The 13,280-nt window shown below is 59.3% G+C and carries 14 protein-coding genes and 2 pseudogenes; 10 read left to right on the forward strand and 6 right to left on the reverse strand.

Annotated elements, in window-relative coordinates:
* Positions 1 to 379: 379 nt before the first annotated feature.
* Positions 380 to 1,048, forward strand: a pseudogene (locus tag PSUM_RS32615) (PAS domain-containing protein); the annotation flags it as partial.
* 129 nt (positions 1,049 to 1,177) lie between these two features.
* Positions 1,178 to 1,594, forward strand: a pseudogene (locus PSUM_RS32620) (methyl-accepting chemotaxis protein); the annotation flags it as partial.
* A 128-nt stretch (positions 1,595 to 1,722) separates the two neighbouring features.
* On the opposite strand, the gene PSUM_RS12945 reads toward PSUM_RS32620, so the two are convergent.
* The 4 genes from PSUM_RS12945 to gntR form a co-directional block, all read right to left on the reverse strand.
* Positions 1,723 to 2,283, reverse strand: coding sequence for a hypothetical protein (locus tag PSUM_RS12945; RefSeq protein ID WP_083348338.1), 561 nt, complete (start codon positions 2,281 to 2,283; stop codon positions 1,723 to 1,725).
* A 171-nt stretch (positions 2,284 to 2,454) separates the two neighbouring features.
* Positions 2,455 to 3,093, reverse strand: a complete 639-nt coding sequence (locus tag PSUM_RS12950; RefSeq protein WP_020797078.1) for a glutathione S-transferase family protein — start codon at positions 3,091 to 3,093, stop codon at positions 2,455 to 2,457.
* A gap of 165 nt (positions 3,094 to 3,258) precedes the next feature.
* Positions 3,259 to 3,750, reverse strand: a complete 492-nt coding sequence (locus PSUM_RS12955) for a hypothetical protein (RefSeq protein WP_033043530.1) — start codon at positions 3,748 to 3,750, stop codon at positions 3,259 to 3,261.
* 171 nt (positions 3,751 to 3,921) lie between these two features.
* A complete protein-coding gene (gene gntR / locus PSUM_RS12960) occupies positions 3,922 to 4,953 on the reverse strand; it encodes an HTH-type transcriptional regulator GntR (RefSeq protein WP_020797076.1) in 1,032 nt (343 codons plus the stop codon).
* A gap of 214 nt (positions 4,954 to 5,167) precedes the next feature.
* On the opposite strand from gntR, the gene PSUM_RS12965 reads away from it, so the two are divergent.
* Both PSUM_RS12965 and PSUM_RS12970 read left to right on the forward strand, forming a co-directional pair.
* Entirely contained in the window at positions 5,168 to 5,701 is a 534-nt protein-coding gene (locus tag PSUM_RS12965; protein WP_020797075.1) for a gluconokinase, read from the forward strand.
* Positions 5,702 to 5,784: 83 nt separating this feature from the next.
* A complete protein-coding gene (locus PSUM_RS12970; RefSeq protein ID WP_020797074.1) occupies positions 5,785 to 7,137 on the forward strand; it encodes a GntP family permease in 1,353 nt (450 codons plus the stop codon).
* A 114-nt stretch (positions 7,138 to 7,251) separates the two neighbouring features.
* Here the strand turns inward: PSUM_RS12970 and alaC are convergent, their stop codons facing one another.
* Positions 7,252 to 8,469, reverse strand: coding sequence for an alanine transaminase (gene alaC, locus PSUM_RS12975; RefSeq protein ID WP_020797073.1), 1,218 nt, complete (start codon positions 8,467 to 8,469; stop codon positions 7,252 to 7,254).
* A gap of 139 nt (positions 8,470 to 8,608) precedes the next feature.
* Between alaC and PSUM_RS12980 the strand changes: the two genes are divergently transcribed.
* The 3 genes from PSUM_RS12980 (at position 8,609) to PSUM_RS12990 (ending at position 10,407) form a co-directional block, all read left to right on the forward strand.
* Positions 8,609 to 9,271, forward strand: a complete 663-nt coding sequence (locus tag PSUM_RS12980; protein ID WP_083348339.1) for a LysE family translocator — start codon at positions 8,609 to 8,611, stop codon at positions 9,269 to 9,271.
* Between the two features lie 68 nt (positions 9,272 to 9,339).
* Positions 9,340 to 9,825: a GyrI-like domain-containing protein gene (locus tag PSUM_RS12985; protein WP_033043533.1), complete on the forward strand. Its 486-nt coding sequence runs from the start codon at positions 9,340 to 9,342 to the stop codon at positions 9,823 to 9,825.
* 93 nt (positions 9,826 to 9,918) lie between these two features.
* Complete coding sequence (locus PSUM_RS12990) at positions 9,919 to 10,407, forward strand: GNAT family N-acetyltransferase (protein ID WP_020797070.1); 489 nt, start codon at positions 9,919 to 9,921, stop codon at positions 10,405 to 10,407.
* 135 nt (positions 10,408 to 10,542) lie between these two features.
* On the opposite strand, the gene PSUM_RS12995 is transcribed toward PSUM_RS12990, so the two are convergent.
* Positions 10,543 to 11,028 carry a GNAT family N-acetyltransferase gene (locus PSUM_RS12995; protein WP_083348340.1) on the reverse strand — a complete coding sequence of 162 codons (486 nt, stop codon included), beginning with the start codon at positions 11,026 to 11,028 and terminating at the stop codon, positions 10,543 to 10,545.
* Between the two features lie 141 nt (positions 11,029 to 11,169).
* On the opposite strand from PSUM_RS12995, the gene PSUM_RS13000 reads away from it, so the two are divergent.
* From PSUM_RS13000 to PSUM_RS13010, 3 genes are all read left to right on the forward strand, one after another.
* Positions 11,170 to 11,595 (forward strand): YybH family protein, encoded by a 426-nt coding sequence (locus PSUM_RS13000; RefSeq protein ID WP_083348341.1) that lies wholly within the window; start codon positions 11,170 to 11,172, stop codon positions 11,593 to 11,595.
* A gap of 66 nt (positions 11,596 to 11,661) precedes the next feature.
* A complete protein-coding gene (locus PSUM_RS13005; protein WP_020797067.1) occupies positions 11,662 to 12,006 on the forward strand; it encodes a YciI family protein in 345 nt (114 codons plus the stop codon).
* A 1-nt stretch (position 12,007) separates the two neighbouring features.
* Positions 12,008 to 13,243, forward strand: coding sequence for an RNA polymerase sigma factor (locus tag PSUM_RS13010; RefSeq protein WP_083348342.1), 1,236 nt, complete (start codon positions 12,008 to 12,010; stop codon positions 13,241 to 13,243).
* Positions 13,244 to 13,280: the final 37 nt, after the last annotated feature.

The following is a 13,280-nucleotide window of genomic DNA, read 5'->3' on the forward strand; positions in this document are numbered from 1 at the left end:
TGCCAGAGTGCGCAATTCAAGGCACCGACACACTTGCAGGAAGCTGTATGGAAATGGAGTTCGCTTATGAGCACGTTAGGGCTGGCCCGACGCCGGGCTATCAAGAGAAGGATGTCTTGATGGGAGTGTCGCGATAAGGACTCCCTCCGATCGAACATCACCTATCACCTGTTCATTCCTCCTTTTTGGAGGGATGCGTGTACCTGTTCTATTGAACGTATTGGTGGATTTGAAAGACCAGCAACTTTCATAAACGCGCATAGGTGGTACGACCATGTTTAACCTGCATCACAAGGCTGACCTGCTGGAAATCGAACGTTTCAGCTGCGCGTTGACTGAGGCCAACGCCAAGCTGGCTGCCGTCAGCCGGTCGATGGCGATGATTGAATTCAGTCCCGATGGCACGGTCCTCGATGCCAACGAGAATTTTTGCAAGGTCATGGGTTACAGCGCCGACGAAGTGCGCGGCAAACATCACCGGATATTCTGTGAAGAGGCGTTTTACCGCAGCGAGGAGTACGCCAAATTGTGGCGTGATCTGGCGCGGGGCGAACCGATCAGCGGCACTTTTCTGCGTTTGGACAAAAGTGGCAAGGAGATCTGGCTCGAAGCCAGCTACATGCCGGTATTGGGACCTGATCGGCAGGTGCGCAGCGTGATCAAGGTGGCCACCGATATTTCTGCCAGGGTCATCAAGGAACACGAAAACGAAAGCCGGCTCGCCGCCATTGGTCGCTCCATGGCAGTGATCGAATTCACCCCGGAAGGCCGAGTGATCAGCGCAAACGAAAACTTCCTGAAAACCACGCAGTACTCGCTCCATGAAATCGTCGGTCAGCATCACAGCATGTTCTGTCATCGTGCCGAAGCGGAATCCCAGGGCTACAGGAATTTCTGGGCCTCGCTGAACCGAGGCGAATATCACTCGCATCGTTTCGAGCGCAAGAACAAGCAGGGCCAGACGATATACCTGGAAGCTTCCTATAATCCGTTATTCGACGCCAAGGGCCGCCTGTACAAAGTGGTCAAGTTCGCCAGCGACATCACCCAACAAATGACGACCCTGCAAACCGCCGCGGATTCGGCCCACAGTACCTCGGTGCAAAACGACGCCTGCGCGCGCAAGGGCTCCGAGGTGGTGCAGCAAACGGTGCAGATCATCCAGGACATCTCCAGGGACTTGAACCAGGCGGCGCTGAGCATCGATGCGGTGAGCCAACAGTCCGACATCATCGGCACCATCGTCCAGACCATCCGCGGGATTGCCGATCAGACCAACTTGCTGGCGCTCAACGCCGCCATCGAAGCGGCCCGTGCCGGCGAGCATGGGCGAGGGTTTGCCGTGGTGGCCGATGAAGTGCGCAGCCTTGCCGCACGCACCAGCCAGGCCACCCTGGAAATTGTCGATGTGGTGCGCAAGAACCACGACCTGTCATTGAGTGCGGTGTCGAGCATGCAGTCGAGCCTGAGTCGAACCGGGCTGGGCGTGGAGCTGGCGAACGAGGCGGGGGAGGTGATCCTGGAAATCCAGCAGGGATCGCGACATGTGGTGGACGCGATCAGCCAGTTCAACTCGACCTTGCAGTTGAACTGATCACCCCCTTGATTTCCCTGTAGGAGCGAGCTCTGCTCGTCAACGATTACGCGGGGAGCCTGGCGCCCCGCGTCGTTCTCGGGTTCATCGCGAGCATGCTCGCTCCTACAACAACCATCACCGCGTCGTTACAGCGAGGCGATGAGCTTGTCCACACCCTCGATACTGGTGTGTTCACCCCTGCGCTGGTCTTTCTCGGCTGCAGCCATCTGCGCCTTCTCCCGCACGCGCTGGGCTATTTCTTCGCCGATGGCTTGTTGTTTCTCCGGTGGCATCTGATTGATCTCCTCCTGGGTCAAGCCCATCTCTTGCAGGATCGCATCGCGCATGCGCTGTTCCGGGGTCTTGCTCATGTAGTCCTTGAATTCGGCTGTCGCTGAACCATCGCCGATCCTGTCCTTGACGTCGTCGGGCAGCGGCGCGGAGGTTGCCTGCAGGCCAACGCGGGTCTTGGCGAACGCTTCGTCGACGTTATCGCTGATGCGAGTGGCCTCATTCACCTGTTGCGTGGACAGTTGCGTGGCGGATTCCTCGACCTGGGTGCTGGTTTGCGTGGTTTGCGCCTGCAGGTTGTTCTGCAAGGCCTGCGTCATGACGCTTTGCAGGCCGGCGGCGGCTTCAGCTGTCGGATCCTCACCGGGGCGCTTGGGAAGGGGGGTTACCAGGTTTGATTTTGCACTGACCAACATGATAAGCAGACCTTGTAGGTATTGGCGGTACAGTGCTTCAGCAAATAGTATGCCCGTAGATAAAATATCAATTAAATCAGATTGTTAGAATTATTTAACCCGGTAGGCAAGGTGGGTTTGCGGTCAGGCCTTGCCGCCGGGCGGCAGCGGTCGACCGCTATCGGAAGTGGCTCAAGGCAAGCCGTTACAGCAGTGTTTGAGAAAACCCGGGTGTTGCGCCAGGCGTTTGAAATACTCGTCGACGGCCGAATAGTCGGGACGCTCGATGGGCGTCATCAGCCAACGGTTGACCGAGAGGCCGATGACAATGTCGGCCACGGTGAATTTTGCCCCGGCGACATACGCCTTGGTGGTTGCGAGCTGATGTTCGAGGATGGCCATTTTCTGGTTCCAGCCGCGCACACTGATGTCGATGCGATGAGCATCCTGGTATTCCGGATCCTTGCGCACCAGCGCCATGAACGCATAACTCCACGACGAGTTGAGATCGGTGGCTTGCCAATCCATCCACTGTTCCACCCGGGCGCGGGCGGCCGGTTCGCCGGGTAGCAGCTCCGTGTGGTGATGCTGGTGCCTGGCGCAGAGGTAGCGGCATATGGTGTTGGACTCCCACAGCACACCGGCCTCATCGATGATCACCGGTACCTGTGCGTTGGGGTTGTACCGGAGAAACTCAGGGCTGTGGGTCGAGGCGAAACCGCTGCCCCAATCCTCGCGTTCGTAGGAAAGGCCCAACTCCTCACAGGTCCACAGGACCTTCCTGACGTTGATCGACGAGGCTTTTCCCAGAATCTTCAGTGTGTGTTCCATTGTGCTACTCCGTTAGCGTATGTGCGCTTCAGGAAATTAACAGTTTTTCAGCCACAGCGAGCACTCAGCGGGATGAGAAACACATTCAAGACTAGTTGAAATCCCAAGGCATGGGCGTCGCACCGCTTGATGGTACGGCGTGTTGGATCGGGTGACTTTCGCTCCTTATTTCTCGCCTTGGAATAGACCGGTCCAGATAGGCCAAGAGCAGGCGCTGGGAATCTGTTGGTTGAGGATGGGTTGGCGCAGGACCCAGCCCTGAAGCTGTTGGTCGATGAACACCGGGGTGGATACGATGCACTCGCCTTGGGGCGCAACCTTGGCTTGATCCACTGAAACGAACAGCGGACCAGGCAGATCGAACACGGTCTTGGACCGGCTTACCAAGCCTGTGTCCTTGCTGGCGTAGCATTCATTTCTACGTCCTGTGAGGTCAGTGGTCATGACGCCTGCATCTTCCATGCTCGAATGCCAGACATCCATTACGACGGCAGGGCCCTCGCCCTTCGGGTGAGCGGCCAGACAGTTTTTTATCGCTGGAATGAAGCGTGGATCTGTCAGGAGGTGAGTCCAATCACTCGGCTGCGACACTTGCGCCTCAGATACCTGTCCGAGCGAGAGCATCAGCAGGGAGGTCATGAAGATCGTCTTGCGCATAGGAATGTCAGCCGGGAACGGAATTTGCGGATTCTGTATCCGCCATCCGTGAAGCGCAGGACAAAATGTGTTTCGAAATACCGCTGCGGGGCCGGACTGCCTCGTAGGCGTGGTCACCAGGAGGCATCCGGTTTCGCGGCGCTATCGTTTCACAGCGGGGAAGCACCGGTCTCACGTACTCTCGCGCACCTTCAACTCAAACCCCATGTCCTGCACCGGTTTGGCCACGGTGTTACCGGCCATCAATGTGAGCATCTGCTCCGCCGCACGACGGCCGATGGCTTCGCGCGGTGTGTTGATGCTGCTCAGGCGCGGGACCATGTGTTCCGACATCGGCAAATCGTTGAAGCCAAGAATCGCCACCTGTTCGGGAATCTTGATCCCGCAGCGCATGGCCTCAAGCAGGGCGCCCTGGGCCAGGTCGTCGTTGCCGAAGAAAATCGCATCGACGTCCGGGTGACTGGCCAGCAGTTGCAGAAACAGCTCGCCGCCCAAGCCGACGGACGAGGCGCGCGGGGTCAGCACTTCCAGGTCGGGGTCATACAGGCCGGCCTTTTTCAGGGCTTTGCGAAAACCTTCACCGCGCAACAGAGTGCGTTGGTCCAGCTGCGCACCGATGTAGGCCAGGCGCTTGCGCCCACGCGAGAGTAAATGCTCGGCCGCCGTTTCGCCGGCAGCCAGTTGCGAGAAGCCGACGCAATTGAGCCCGGCAGCACTGTCGAGCTCCATCATGTACACGCACGGGATGTTGCTGGCTTCGATCATCCGTCGCGAACTTTCGGTGCGGTCGAAGCCGGTCAGCAGCAAGCCTCGGGGTTGATAGGCCATATAGTTGCGCAGCAGGTTTTCTTCTTCGTCGCGCGAGTAATGGAAGTTGCCGATCAGCACCTCGAAGCCCTTGGGGCGCAACACCTGATGAATGGCTTCCAGGGTGTCGATGAACAGCAGGTTGGACAAGGACGGCACCAATACCACCACCGAATGGCTCTGCGCCGAAGCCAAGGCACGGGCCGCGGGGTTGACCACGTAGTTGAGTTCCAGCGCGGCTTTCTGGACTTTTTCCACCAGTTCGGTGGCCACCGTACTGACCCCGCGCAAGGCGCGCGAAGCGGTAATCGGACTGACACCGGCCAGGCGTGCCACTTCGTTCAGGGTTGGGCGGCCAGTGGTGCGGGTATTTTTATCGTTTTTAGTTGAAGTCATCGACGGCTTGCCAAACAAAATTCAAGGCACTAAGGTAGCGCTGTCTCGATGCAGCTGCAAATGCGTAAGTGGGGGTTCGCCTGATCCTCGCTTTTTGGCATTGGGACAAACATGCTGCAACCCACAAAAATGACAAGAAGGCGTCGGCAACTTCTACTTTTGATCCAGTGTCATAGCTTGCAAAGGTAGCGCTGTCTGCGCGCTGAGGTGTTACATGAATCATCCCATCACCGCCCTGGTCATCATGGGCGTTGCCGGTTGCGGCAAGACGTGCGTCAGCGAAGCCCTGTGCCAACTGAGCGGCGCCACTGCCATTGAAGGCGACTCTTTCCATCCTGCCGCCAATATCGAAAAGATGAGCGCGGGAATTCCCCTGAACGATGAAGACCGTGCCGGCTGGCTCGACAGCCTGTGCGATGAGTTGCGCCGCATCGATGCGCTGGGTCAGCGCCCGGTGTTGACCTGCTCGGCGCTCAAGCACATCTACCGCGAACGCCTGCGCAGTGCCTTGCCAGGCCTGGGTTTTGTGTTCCTGGAGCTGACCCCGGAAGTCGCCGCCGAACGCGTCTCCCATCGGCCAGGCCATTTCATGCCGGCAACCTTGATCGAAAGTCAGTTCGCCACCCTCGAGTCTCCCAAGGGCGAGCCACTGACATTGGCGCTCAATGCCTCGATCCACAGCGTTGACGAACTGGCTGTCCAGGCACACCTCTGGTGGCTCGAGCATGGCTTGAAGCGCGCCAGTTAATTTTTTGCTTGTAGAGATAGCGCTGTCCTTATGGCTTTCGAATTACCCGCTTTAATAACAACAACAACCAGGAGACACCCCTAATGTTTGGCATGTCCCACGAGACGTTTCTGCTGCTTGACGCAGTGGTCACGGTTATCGGGCTTATCGTCCTGATCACCAAGTTCAAGTTCCACCCTTTCATTGCCCTGATCATCGCCGCCGCTTTCCTCGGGCTGACCTCAGGCATGCCGATCGGCACCATCATCAAGGCGTTCCAGGACGGCTTCGGTGGCGTGCTCGGTTTCGTCGGGATCATCCTGGCGCTGGGGACCATGCTCGGAAAAATGATGGCCGAGTCGGGCGGGGCGGACCAGATCGCCCAGACCCTGATCCGCGCCTTCGGCAAGGACAAGGTGCAGTGGGCAATGATGTTCGCTGCCTTCCTGGTGGGCATCCCGCTGTTCTTCGAAATCGGCTTCGTACTGTTGATCCCGCTGGTGTTCATCGTTGCCCGCCGCACTGGCGTGTCGATCATCAAGATCGGTATCCCGCTGCTGGCTGGTCTGTCCGCGGTGCATGGCCTGGTGCCGCCGCACCCGGGTCCGTTGCTGGCCATCGGTGTGTTCGGTGCCGACATCGGTAAAACCATTCTGTACGGCCTGATCGTTGCGCTGCCGACGGCGATCATTGCCGGCCCGATCTTCGGTACGTTCATCGCCAAGCACATTCCCGGTCATCCGAATCAGGAACTGGTGGACCAACTGGCGCGTGAGTCGGATGCAGGCGATCTGCCGAGCTTCGGCATCACCCTGGTCACCGTGTTGTCGCCAGTGTTCTTGATGCTGCTGAAAACCTTTGCCGATGTGGTGCTGCCGGACGGCAACTTCTTCCGCACTTTCATGGACCTGATCGGTCACCCGATCTCCGCGCTGCTGTTGGCGTTGCTTCTGTCGCTGTACACCTTCGGCTACAAGCAGGGCATCGGTTCGCAACAGATGCTCAAATGGCTGGACGCGAGCCTCGCACCGACTGCCGCGATCATCCTGATCATCGGTGCCGGTGGTGGCTTCAAGCAGATGCTGGTGACCAGCGGCGTGGGTGACGTGATCGGCCACATGGCGGTGGCCGCGCAGATTTCGCCGATCCTGCTGGCGTGGCTGGTGGCGGCGGTGATTCGTATTGCCACCGGTTCGGCGACCGTTGCAACCATTACTGGCGCGGGCATCGTGGTGCCGGTGGTGGGGATGATTCCGGGTGTGAACCGTGAGCTGCTGGTCCTGGCCACCGGTGCCGGTTCCTTGATCCTGTCTCACGTGAACGACGCCGGTTTCTGGTTGGTGAAGCAGTACTTCAACATGACCGTGGCAGAGACGTTCAAGACCTGGACAGCGATGGAAACCATCCTGTCGGTGGTGGGGTTGGGCTTTATCCTGTTGTTGTCGTTGTTCGTCTAAGCGTTTCGCCAGACAAAAAAAACCGCAGCGATGCGGTTTTTTTGTGGGTGATGATCTCAGGAAGAACGAGATCCAGTGTGGGAGCGGGCTTGCTCGCTCCCACAGGGTTTTGTGTCAGGCGTTGGTTTTGGTGCCTAGCCCATCCGCCCGGAACATCCCGCGAATCCCGCGTACGGCCTGACGAATCCGGTCCTGGTTTTCGATCAGCGCGAAGCGCACGTGATCGTCACCATACTCACCAAAGCCCACACCCGGCGAGACGCAGACCTTGGCCTCGGCCAGCAGTTTCTTGGCGAACTCCAGCGAGCCCAGGTGCGCGTACGCGTCGGGAATCTTGGCCCAGACGTACATCGACGCTTTCGGGTTTTCCACCATCCAGCCCAATTCATGCAAGCCTTTGACCAGCACGTTACGGCGCTGCCGATACTGTTCGGCGATATCGCGCACACATTGCTGATCGCCTTCAAGCGCCGCAATGGCCGCCACTTGCAGCGGGGTGAAGGTGCCGTAGTCGTGGTAGCTCTTGATCCGCGCCAGGGCGTTGACCAGTTCCGGGTTGCCGACCATGAAACCGATACGCCAGCCCGCCATGTTGTAGCTCTTGGACAGGGTGAAGAATTCGACGGCGATGTCCTTTGCGCCGGGCACCTGCATGATCGACGGGGCTTTCCAGCCGTCGTAGACGATGTCGGCGTAGGCCAGGTCATGCACCACCAGCACGTCGTACTGCTTGGCGAGAGCGATAACCCGTTCGAAGAAATCCAGCTCCACGCACTGGGCGGTGGGGTTGGACGGGAAACCAAGGATCATCATCTTCGGTTTCGGGATCGAACCGCGAATGGCTCGTTCCAGTTCAGCGAAGAAATCCACGCCCGGCACCAGCGGTACCGAACGCACCTGGGCGCCGGCAATAACGGCACCGTAGATGTGGATCGGGTAGCTCGGGTTGGGTACCAGCACGGTGTCGCCCTGGTCAAGGGTGGCCAACATCAAGTGTGCCAGGCCTTCCTTGGAACCGATGGTGACAATGGCCTCGCTTTCCGGGTCGATGTCGACCTCGTAGCGCTCCTTGTACCAATTGGAAATGGCTCGGCGCAGGCGCGGAATACCCTTGGACGTGGAGTAGCCATGGGTGTCTGCGCGCTGGGCGACAGTGACCAGTTTTTCGACGATGTGTGGCGGGGTGGCGCCGTCGGGGTTGCCCATGCTCAAGTCGATGATGTCTTCGCCACGACGACGGGCGGCCATCTTCAGCTCGGCAGTGATGTTGAAAACGTAAGGGGGGAGTCGATCGATGCGCGCAAAGCGGCGCGGCGAACCTTGTTCGGCCATTGTTGCCTCGGATAACGTAAGCGCCCGGAACCGTCCGAGCGACGCTGGCCACTGCGGTGGCCTGTGGCGGAATGTACGATCAGCTATGGCAGGCTGTCCAGCCTCAACGTAAACAAATTTTTCCGAAGGAAAGGGTCTGATGGAATTTACCAGTGGCTTTTTGTTGAGCCTGTCGCTGTGCCTGGACATCGGCGTGGCCAATATCGCGATGATCACGTTGGCGATGCAGCGCGGCTATTTTCAAGGCTTCGCCCTGGGCTTGGGCACCTGCGTCGGTGACCTGATCTACGCCGTGCTGGCACTGGCCGGCATGACGGTTTTGCTGCAATACGAAACCGTGCGCTGGGTGCTGTGGATCGGCGGTTCGGCGCTGCTGGTGTACTTCGCGGCGAAGATGATTTACTCGGCGATCCACCATGAGGCGCTGCTGGCCGAAACCGCCGAGGTGGGACATAACTCCCATCGCAAAGAGTTTTTCCGTGGGATTTTTCTCGCCATGTCGTCGCCGAGCGCGATTCTCTGGTTCGCCGCGGTGGGTGGCACGTTGATCGCCCGTTCCGGTGGCGGCGGTCCGCTCAGCTCCGCGCTCTTTCTTGGCGGGTTTCTCTGCGCTGGCTTGCTGTGGTCCGCCGGCCTATGTTTCGCAGCGAGCCACGGCGGCAAGATGCTCGGCGACAAGCTGCTGCGTTATTCCTACCTGGCATCGGCGGCGATCTTCTGCTATTTCGCGGTGTACGTGATTCTATCGGGTTACAACGAATTTGTTGGCGCAGGTGCCGTCGAGCAGTTGCACGCCCTGTAAGTGGGCGAATCGGGTTTGGCTTCTATACTCCCAGCCGAACCCACTTTTTACCTTCCAGGAGTCGAGTCATGGAAGAACAAACAAACGTCGAAGTGACGGAACCCCGCTTCGAACATGGACACTTCCTGCTGATCGCAGGGCTTGGCGGACACTTCACCCAGCAAACCGTAAAAGACATTCCCGAACTCTGGGAAAAATTCATTCCTCATATTGGCAATGTTCCAGGGCAAAAGGGCGAAGTGACCTACGGCGTCTGCTGCAATTTCGACGGCAATGGCGGCTTTGATTACATCGCCGGTGTCGAGATCAGCAAACTCGACGACTTGCCGGACACTTACCGCTGGGTCGAGGTCCAGCCTCAGCTGTATGTGGTTTTCGAACACAAGGGGGCGCTGCAGTCGTTGCCGCAGACCTTCCAGCACATCCATGGCACGTGGTTGCCACAGTCCGGTCGCGAGCTGTTGGACGCACCGGAATTCGAACGCTACAGCGAAGACTTCAACCCGAAGCTCAATACCGGCAAGCTGGAAATCTGGTTGCCGATCAAGGCATGACACCCTGGCGTCGGGAGGCGGATCAAAAACGATTCGTCTCTCGATGACGCTGCTTTATGATCCACGTCCTTTCCAACTGATTTGCGACTCGCCATGAACACCGTCATCCGTCACGTCACGCCCGCTGATCTGGACCGTTGCTTCGCCATTGAAACCGTTGCCTACGAAGGCGACGAAGCCGCCACCCGAGAGAAAATCGCCACCCGCATCGCCACCTGGCCCGAGGGTTTCATCGTCGCCGAAGTGGACGGCGTTGTAGCCGGTTTCATCAATTCCGGAGCGGCGTTCCAGGTGGAAATGTCCGACGAAGCGTTCAAGGAACTGATCGGCCACGACCCGGCGGGCCCACACGTGGTGATCATGTCGGTGGTCGTGCACCCGGATTACCAGGGGCAGGGCCTGGCGAAGCGCTTGATGGGCGAGTTCATCGAACGTATGCGTGCGATGGGCAAGGTCAGCATCAACCTGATGTGCAAGGAACGACATATTCCTTTGTATGCGGGCTTTGGTTTTGCCTACATCAAGCCATCGGCGTCCGACCATGGCGGCATGGCGTGGCATGAGATGGTGCTGAATCTCTAAACCCGACGCAGAATCCTTGTAGGAGCGAGCCTGCTCGCGAAAAACCAGAGGGCACCGCGGGGCGTCAGGTTTCCCGCGTCATCGTTGACCTCCATCGCGAGCATGCTCGCTCCTACAGGGGGGCGTGTGTGCCAGTCAGAACACCAGGCCCATCCGCCGCTCATAGCCGATCCGCCCCTTGTATGCCTCGCCACTGTCGACAAATCCATACTTGGCATACAACGCAATCGCAGACTCATTGTCCGCGTCCACCGACAATTCCAGCCCCCTGATTTCCGGCCACGCCATGCGTGCCACCTCGGGTAGCGCTTGCAGGCAAGCCTTGCCGTAACCTTTGCCTTGAACGCGCTGATCGACTTGCAAGGCGTGCAGTGTGGCGCTGTGTTCGTTGGCCCAGGCGGGCAATACCGGTGGGCGTTTGAGCAGCAGGAAGGCCACGGGCACCGCATCGGCCAGCAGGGCAAATCCCTTGACGCCGGGGCCGGGCTTGGACAACAGGGTGTGCAACGCACCGTGAATGTCGCCTGAAAACCTGGTTTGTTCCGGATGCACTTCGATGGCCTCGACTTGCTGGCGCTGCAGCGCATTCAGGCTTTCGTAAGGCACGAGTCGGGCTGTCACTGGAGTGTCCTTTTTCCAACAGGAATGAGTCTTGGATTCTAGCGAGTTTGCGTTCATGGATTTTTTTTATTTCGACTGTCGATCAGGCGGATCGCCAGTCGACTAAGGGTGTCTTCACTCTAAAAACCACGGAGAACCACCATGAGCGATACCCACGAAATCCAGACCCTGATCGCCACCTACCGTGAAGCGGTCATCTCGAAGGACGTCGAAAAAATCATGGCCCTGTACGCCGACGACATCGTCTCCTACGACGCCGTCAAGGCCCTGCAATTTCGCGGCAAGGCCGCCTATCGCGCGCATTGGCTGGAGTGCATGGAAATGTGCCAGGGCCAGCACACATTCGACTTCGACCACATGAACATCGTGGCCGATGAGCACATCGCCTTCGCCCATTGGCTGGCCCATTGCGGCGGCACTAACGAACAGGGTGAAACCCAGGCCTGCTGGATGCGCGTGACCGCCTGCTATCGGCGCGAAGCCGGGCAATGGCGCATCGTCCATGAACACTGGTCGGCCCCGTTCGACATGACGAGCGGCACGACCTTGTTCAATCTGGAACCCTGATCATCGGGAAACCGCACGAAACTGCCGATCTGCAGCCATAGTTATCCGTTCAATCAGGAGAGTGCGATGAAGTATTTATGCCTGGTCTACAGCGAAGAGCACTTGCTGCATTCGCTGCCCGAGAGCCCCAAGGACGAGGAATGCCTGGCCTATGCCGAGGCTGTCCAGGGCAGCGGCCGGATGATCGCCGCCGAGGCCCTGGAATCGGTGCAGACCGCCACCACGGTGCGCATGCGCAACGGAAAGATGTCGATCACCGACGGCCCGTTCGCCGAAACCAAGGAGCAGTTGGCCGGCTTTTACCTGATCGATGCCAAGGACCTCAACGAAGCCCTCCAGATTGCCGGGAACATCCCGGCGGCGAGGGTTGGCAGTGTCGAAGTGCGCCCCGTCCGACAGTTGAATCCTTAAGATGCCGGCGCTGTCGGTACAGGCCAGGGTCGAGCAGGTTTATCGCCAGGAATCGCGACGCATTCTTGCGACCCTGATTCGCCTGCTCGGCGATTTCGACCTGGCCGAAGAGGCGTTGCATGAGGCGTTTTTCGTAGCGGTCGAACGCTGGCAGCAGGACGGTGTGCCGGACAATCCGCGCGCCTGGCTGGTCTCCACCGGGCGCTTCAAGGCCATCGATGTGCTGCGCCGGCGCGCACGTTTTGCCGCGTCCCGACCGCTGCTGGTCGCGCAGCTGGAGGCACTGGAGCAGGCCGACTGGAGTGACGAAGACGTGGAAGACGATCGCCTGCGCCTGATCTTCACCTGTTGCCACCCGGCATTGGCGCCTGACGCGCAGGTGCCGTTGACCCTGCGCGAAGTCTGCGACCTGACCACGGAAGAAATCGCCCGGGCTTTTCTATCGGCGCCGGCCACCATCGCCCAGCGCATCGTGCGCGCCAAGGCGAAAATCCGTGATGCGAAAATCCCCTATCAGGTGCCATCCCTTGCGGAACTGCCCGAGCGCCTCGACAGCGTGCTGCGGGTGATTTACCTGGTGTTCAACGAAGGCTATTCGGCGTCCGTCGGCGCGCAAGTGACCCGCGAAGACTTGACCCGTGAAGCGATCCGCCTGGGGCGTTTGTTGATGGAGTTGCTGCCGGAACCGGAGGTCATGGGCTTGCTGGCCCTGATGTTGTTACACGAGTCTCGGCGCCTCGCCAGGACCTGCGCGGACGGCGACCTGATTTTGCTGGACGACCAGGACCGCACGCTGTGGGACGCGCAAATGATTGCCGAAGGCTGTGCACTGGTGGAGCGGGCATTGGGCTCCAGACGATTTGGTCCGTATTGCCTGCAAGCGGCGATTGCGGCGGTGCACGCCGAAGCGCCGTCGATCGAGGAAACCGACTGGGCGCAGATCGTCGGGCTGTATGAGGTGTTGCTGCGAGCGTGGCCGTCTCCGGTGATCGAATTGAACCGGGCGGCGGCGATCTCCAGGCGCGATGGACCGTTGGCAGGGCTAACGCTGGTCGAGGGGATTCTGGCGCGTGGTGAGCTGCTCGAGTACCACTTGGCGCATTCGGCGCGGGCGGAGTTCTGTCGACAGTTGGGCAGGGTGGAGCAGGCGCGGGCCGCCTATGAGCGGGCGCTGGAATTGACGCAGCAAGCACCGGAGCGGCGGTTTATTGAGGCTCGATTGCGGTCGTTGGAGTGATGTGATTTTTGCTGGCCTCTTCGCGAGCAGGCTCGCT

The organism is Pseudomonas umsongensis, from assembly GCF_002236105.1.
GTDB lineage: Bacteria > Pseudomonadota > Gammaproteobacteria > Pseudomonadales > Pseudomonadaceae > Aquipseudomonas > Aquipseudomonas umsongensis.

Excerpts from the sequence above, each read along its gene's own strand:
- PSUM_RS12990 (WP_020797070.1), top strand. The coding sequence starts at position 9,919 with ATGAACACCGTCATCCGTCACGTCACGCCCGCTGATCTGGACCGTTGC.
- PSUM_RS12985 (WP_033043533.1), top strand. The coding sequence starts at position 9,340 with ATGGAAGAACAAACAAACGTCGAAGTGACGGAACCCCGCTTCGAACAT.
- PSUM_RS13005 (WP_020797067.1), top strand. The coding sequence starts at position 11,662 with ATGAAGTATTTATGCCTGGTCTACAGCGAAGAGCACTTGCTGCATTCG.
- PSUM_RS12945 (WP_083348338.1), bottom strand. The coding sequence starts at position 2,283 with ATGTTGGTCAGTGCAAAATCAAACCTGGTAACCCCCCTTCCCAAGCGC.
- PSUM_RS13000 (WP_083348341.1), top strand. The coding sequence starts at position 11,170 with ATGAGCGATACCCACGAAATCCAGACCCTGATCGCCACCTACCGTGAA.
- PSUM_RS12950 (WP_020797078.1), bottom strand. The coding sequence starts at position 3,093 with ATGGAACACACACTGAAGATTCTGGGAAAAGCCTCGTCGATCAACGTC.
- alaC (WP_020797073.1), bottom strand. The coding sequence starts at position 8,469 with ATGGCCGAACAAGGTTCGCCGCGCCGCTTTGCGCGCATCGATCGACTC.
- PSUM_RS12980 (WP_083348339.1), top strand. The coding sequence starts at position 8,609 with ATGGAATTTACCAGTGGCTTTTTGTTGAGCCTGTCGCTGTGCCTGGAC.
- gntR (WP_020797076.1), bottom strand. The coding sequence starts at position 4,953 with ATGACTTCAACTAAAAACGATAAAAATACCCGCACCACTGGCCGCCCA.
- PSUM_RS12965 (WP_020797075.1), top strand. The coding sequence starts at position 5,168 with ATGAATCATCCCATCACCGCCCTGGTCATCATGGGCGTTGCCGGTTGC.
- PSUM_RS13010 (WP_083348342.1), top strand. The coding sequence starts at position 12,008 with ATGCCGGCGCTGTCGGTACAGGCCAGGGTCGAGCAGGTTTATCGCCAG.
- PSUM_RS12970 (WP_020797074.1), top strand. The coding sequence starts at position 5,785 with ATGTTTGGCATGTCCCACGAGACGTTTCTGCTGCTTGACGCAGTGGTC.
- PSUM_RS12955 (WP_033043530.1), bottom strand. The coding sequence starts at position 3,750 with ATGCGCAAGACGATCTTCATGACCTCCCTGCTGATGCTCTCGCTCGGA.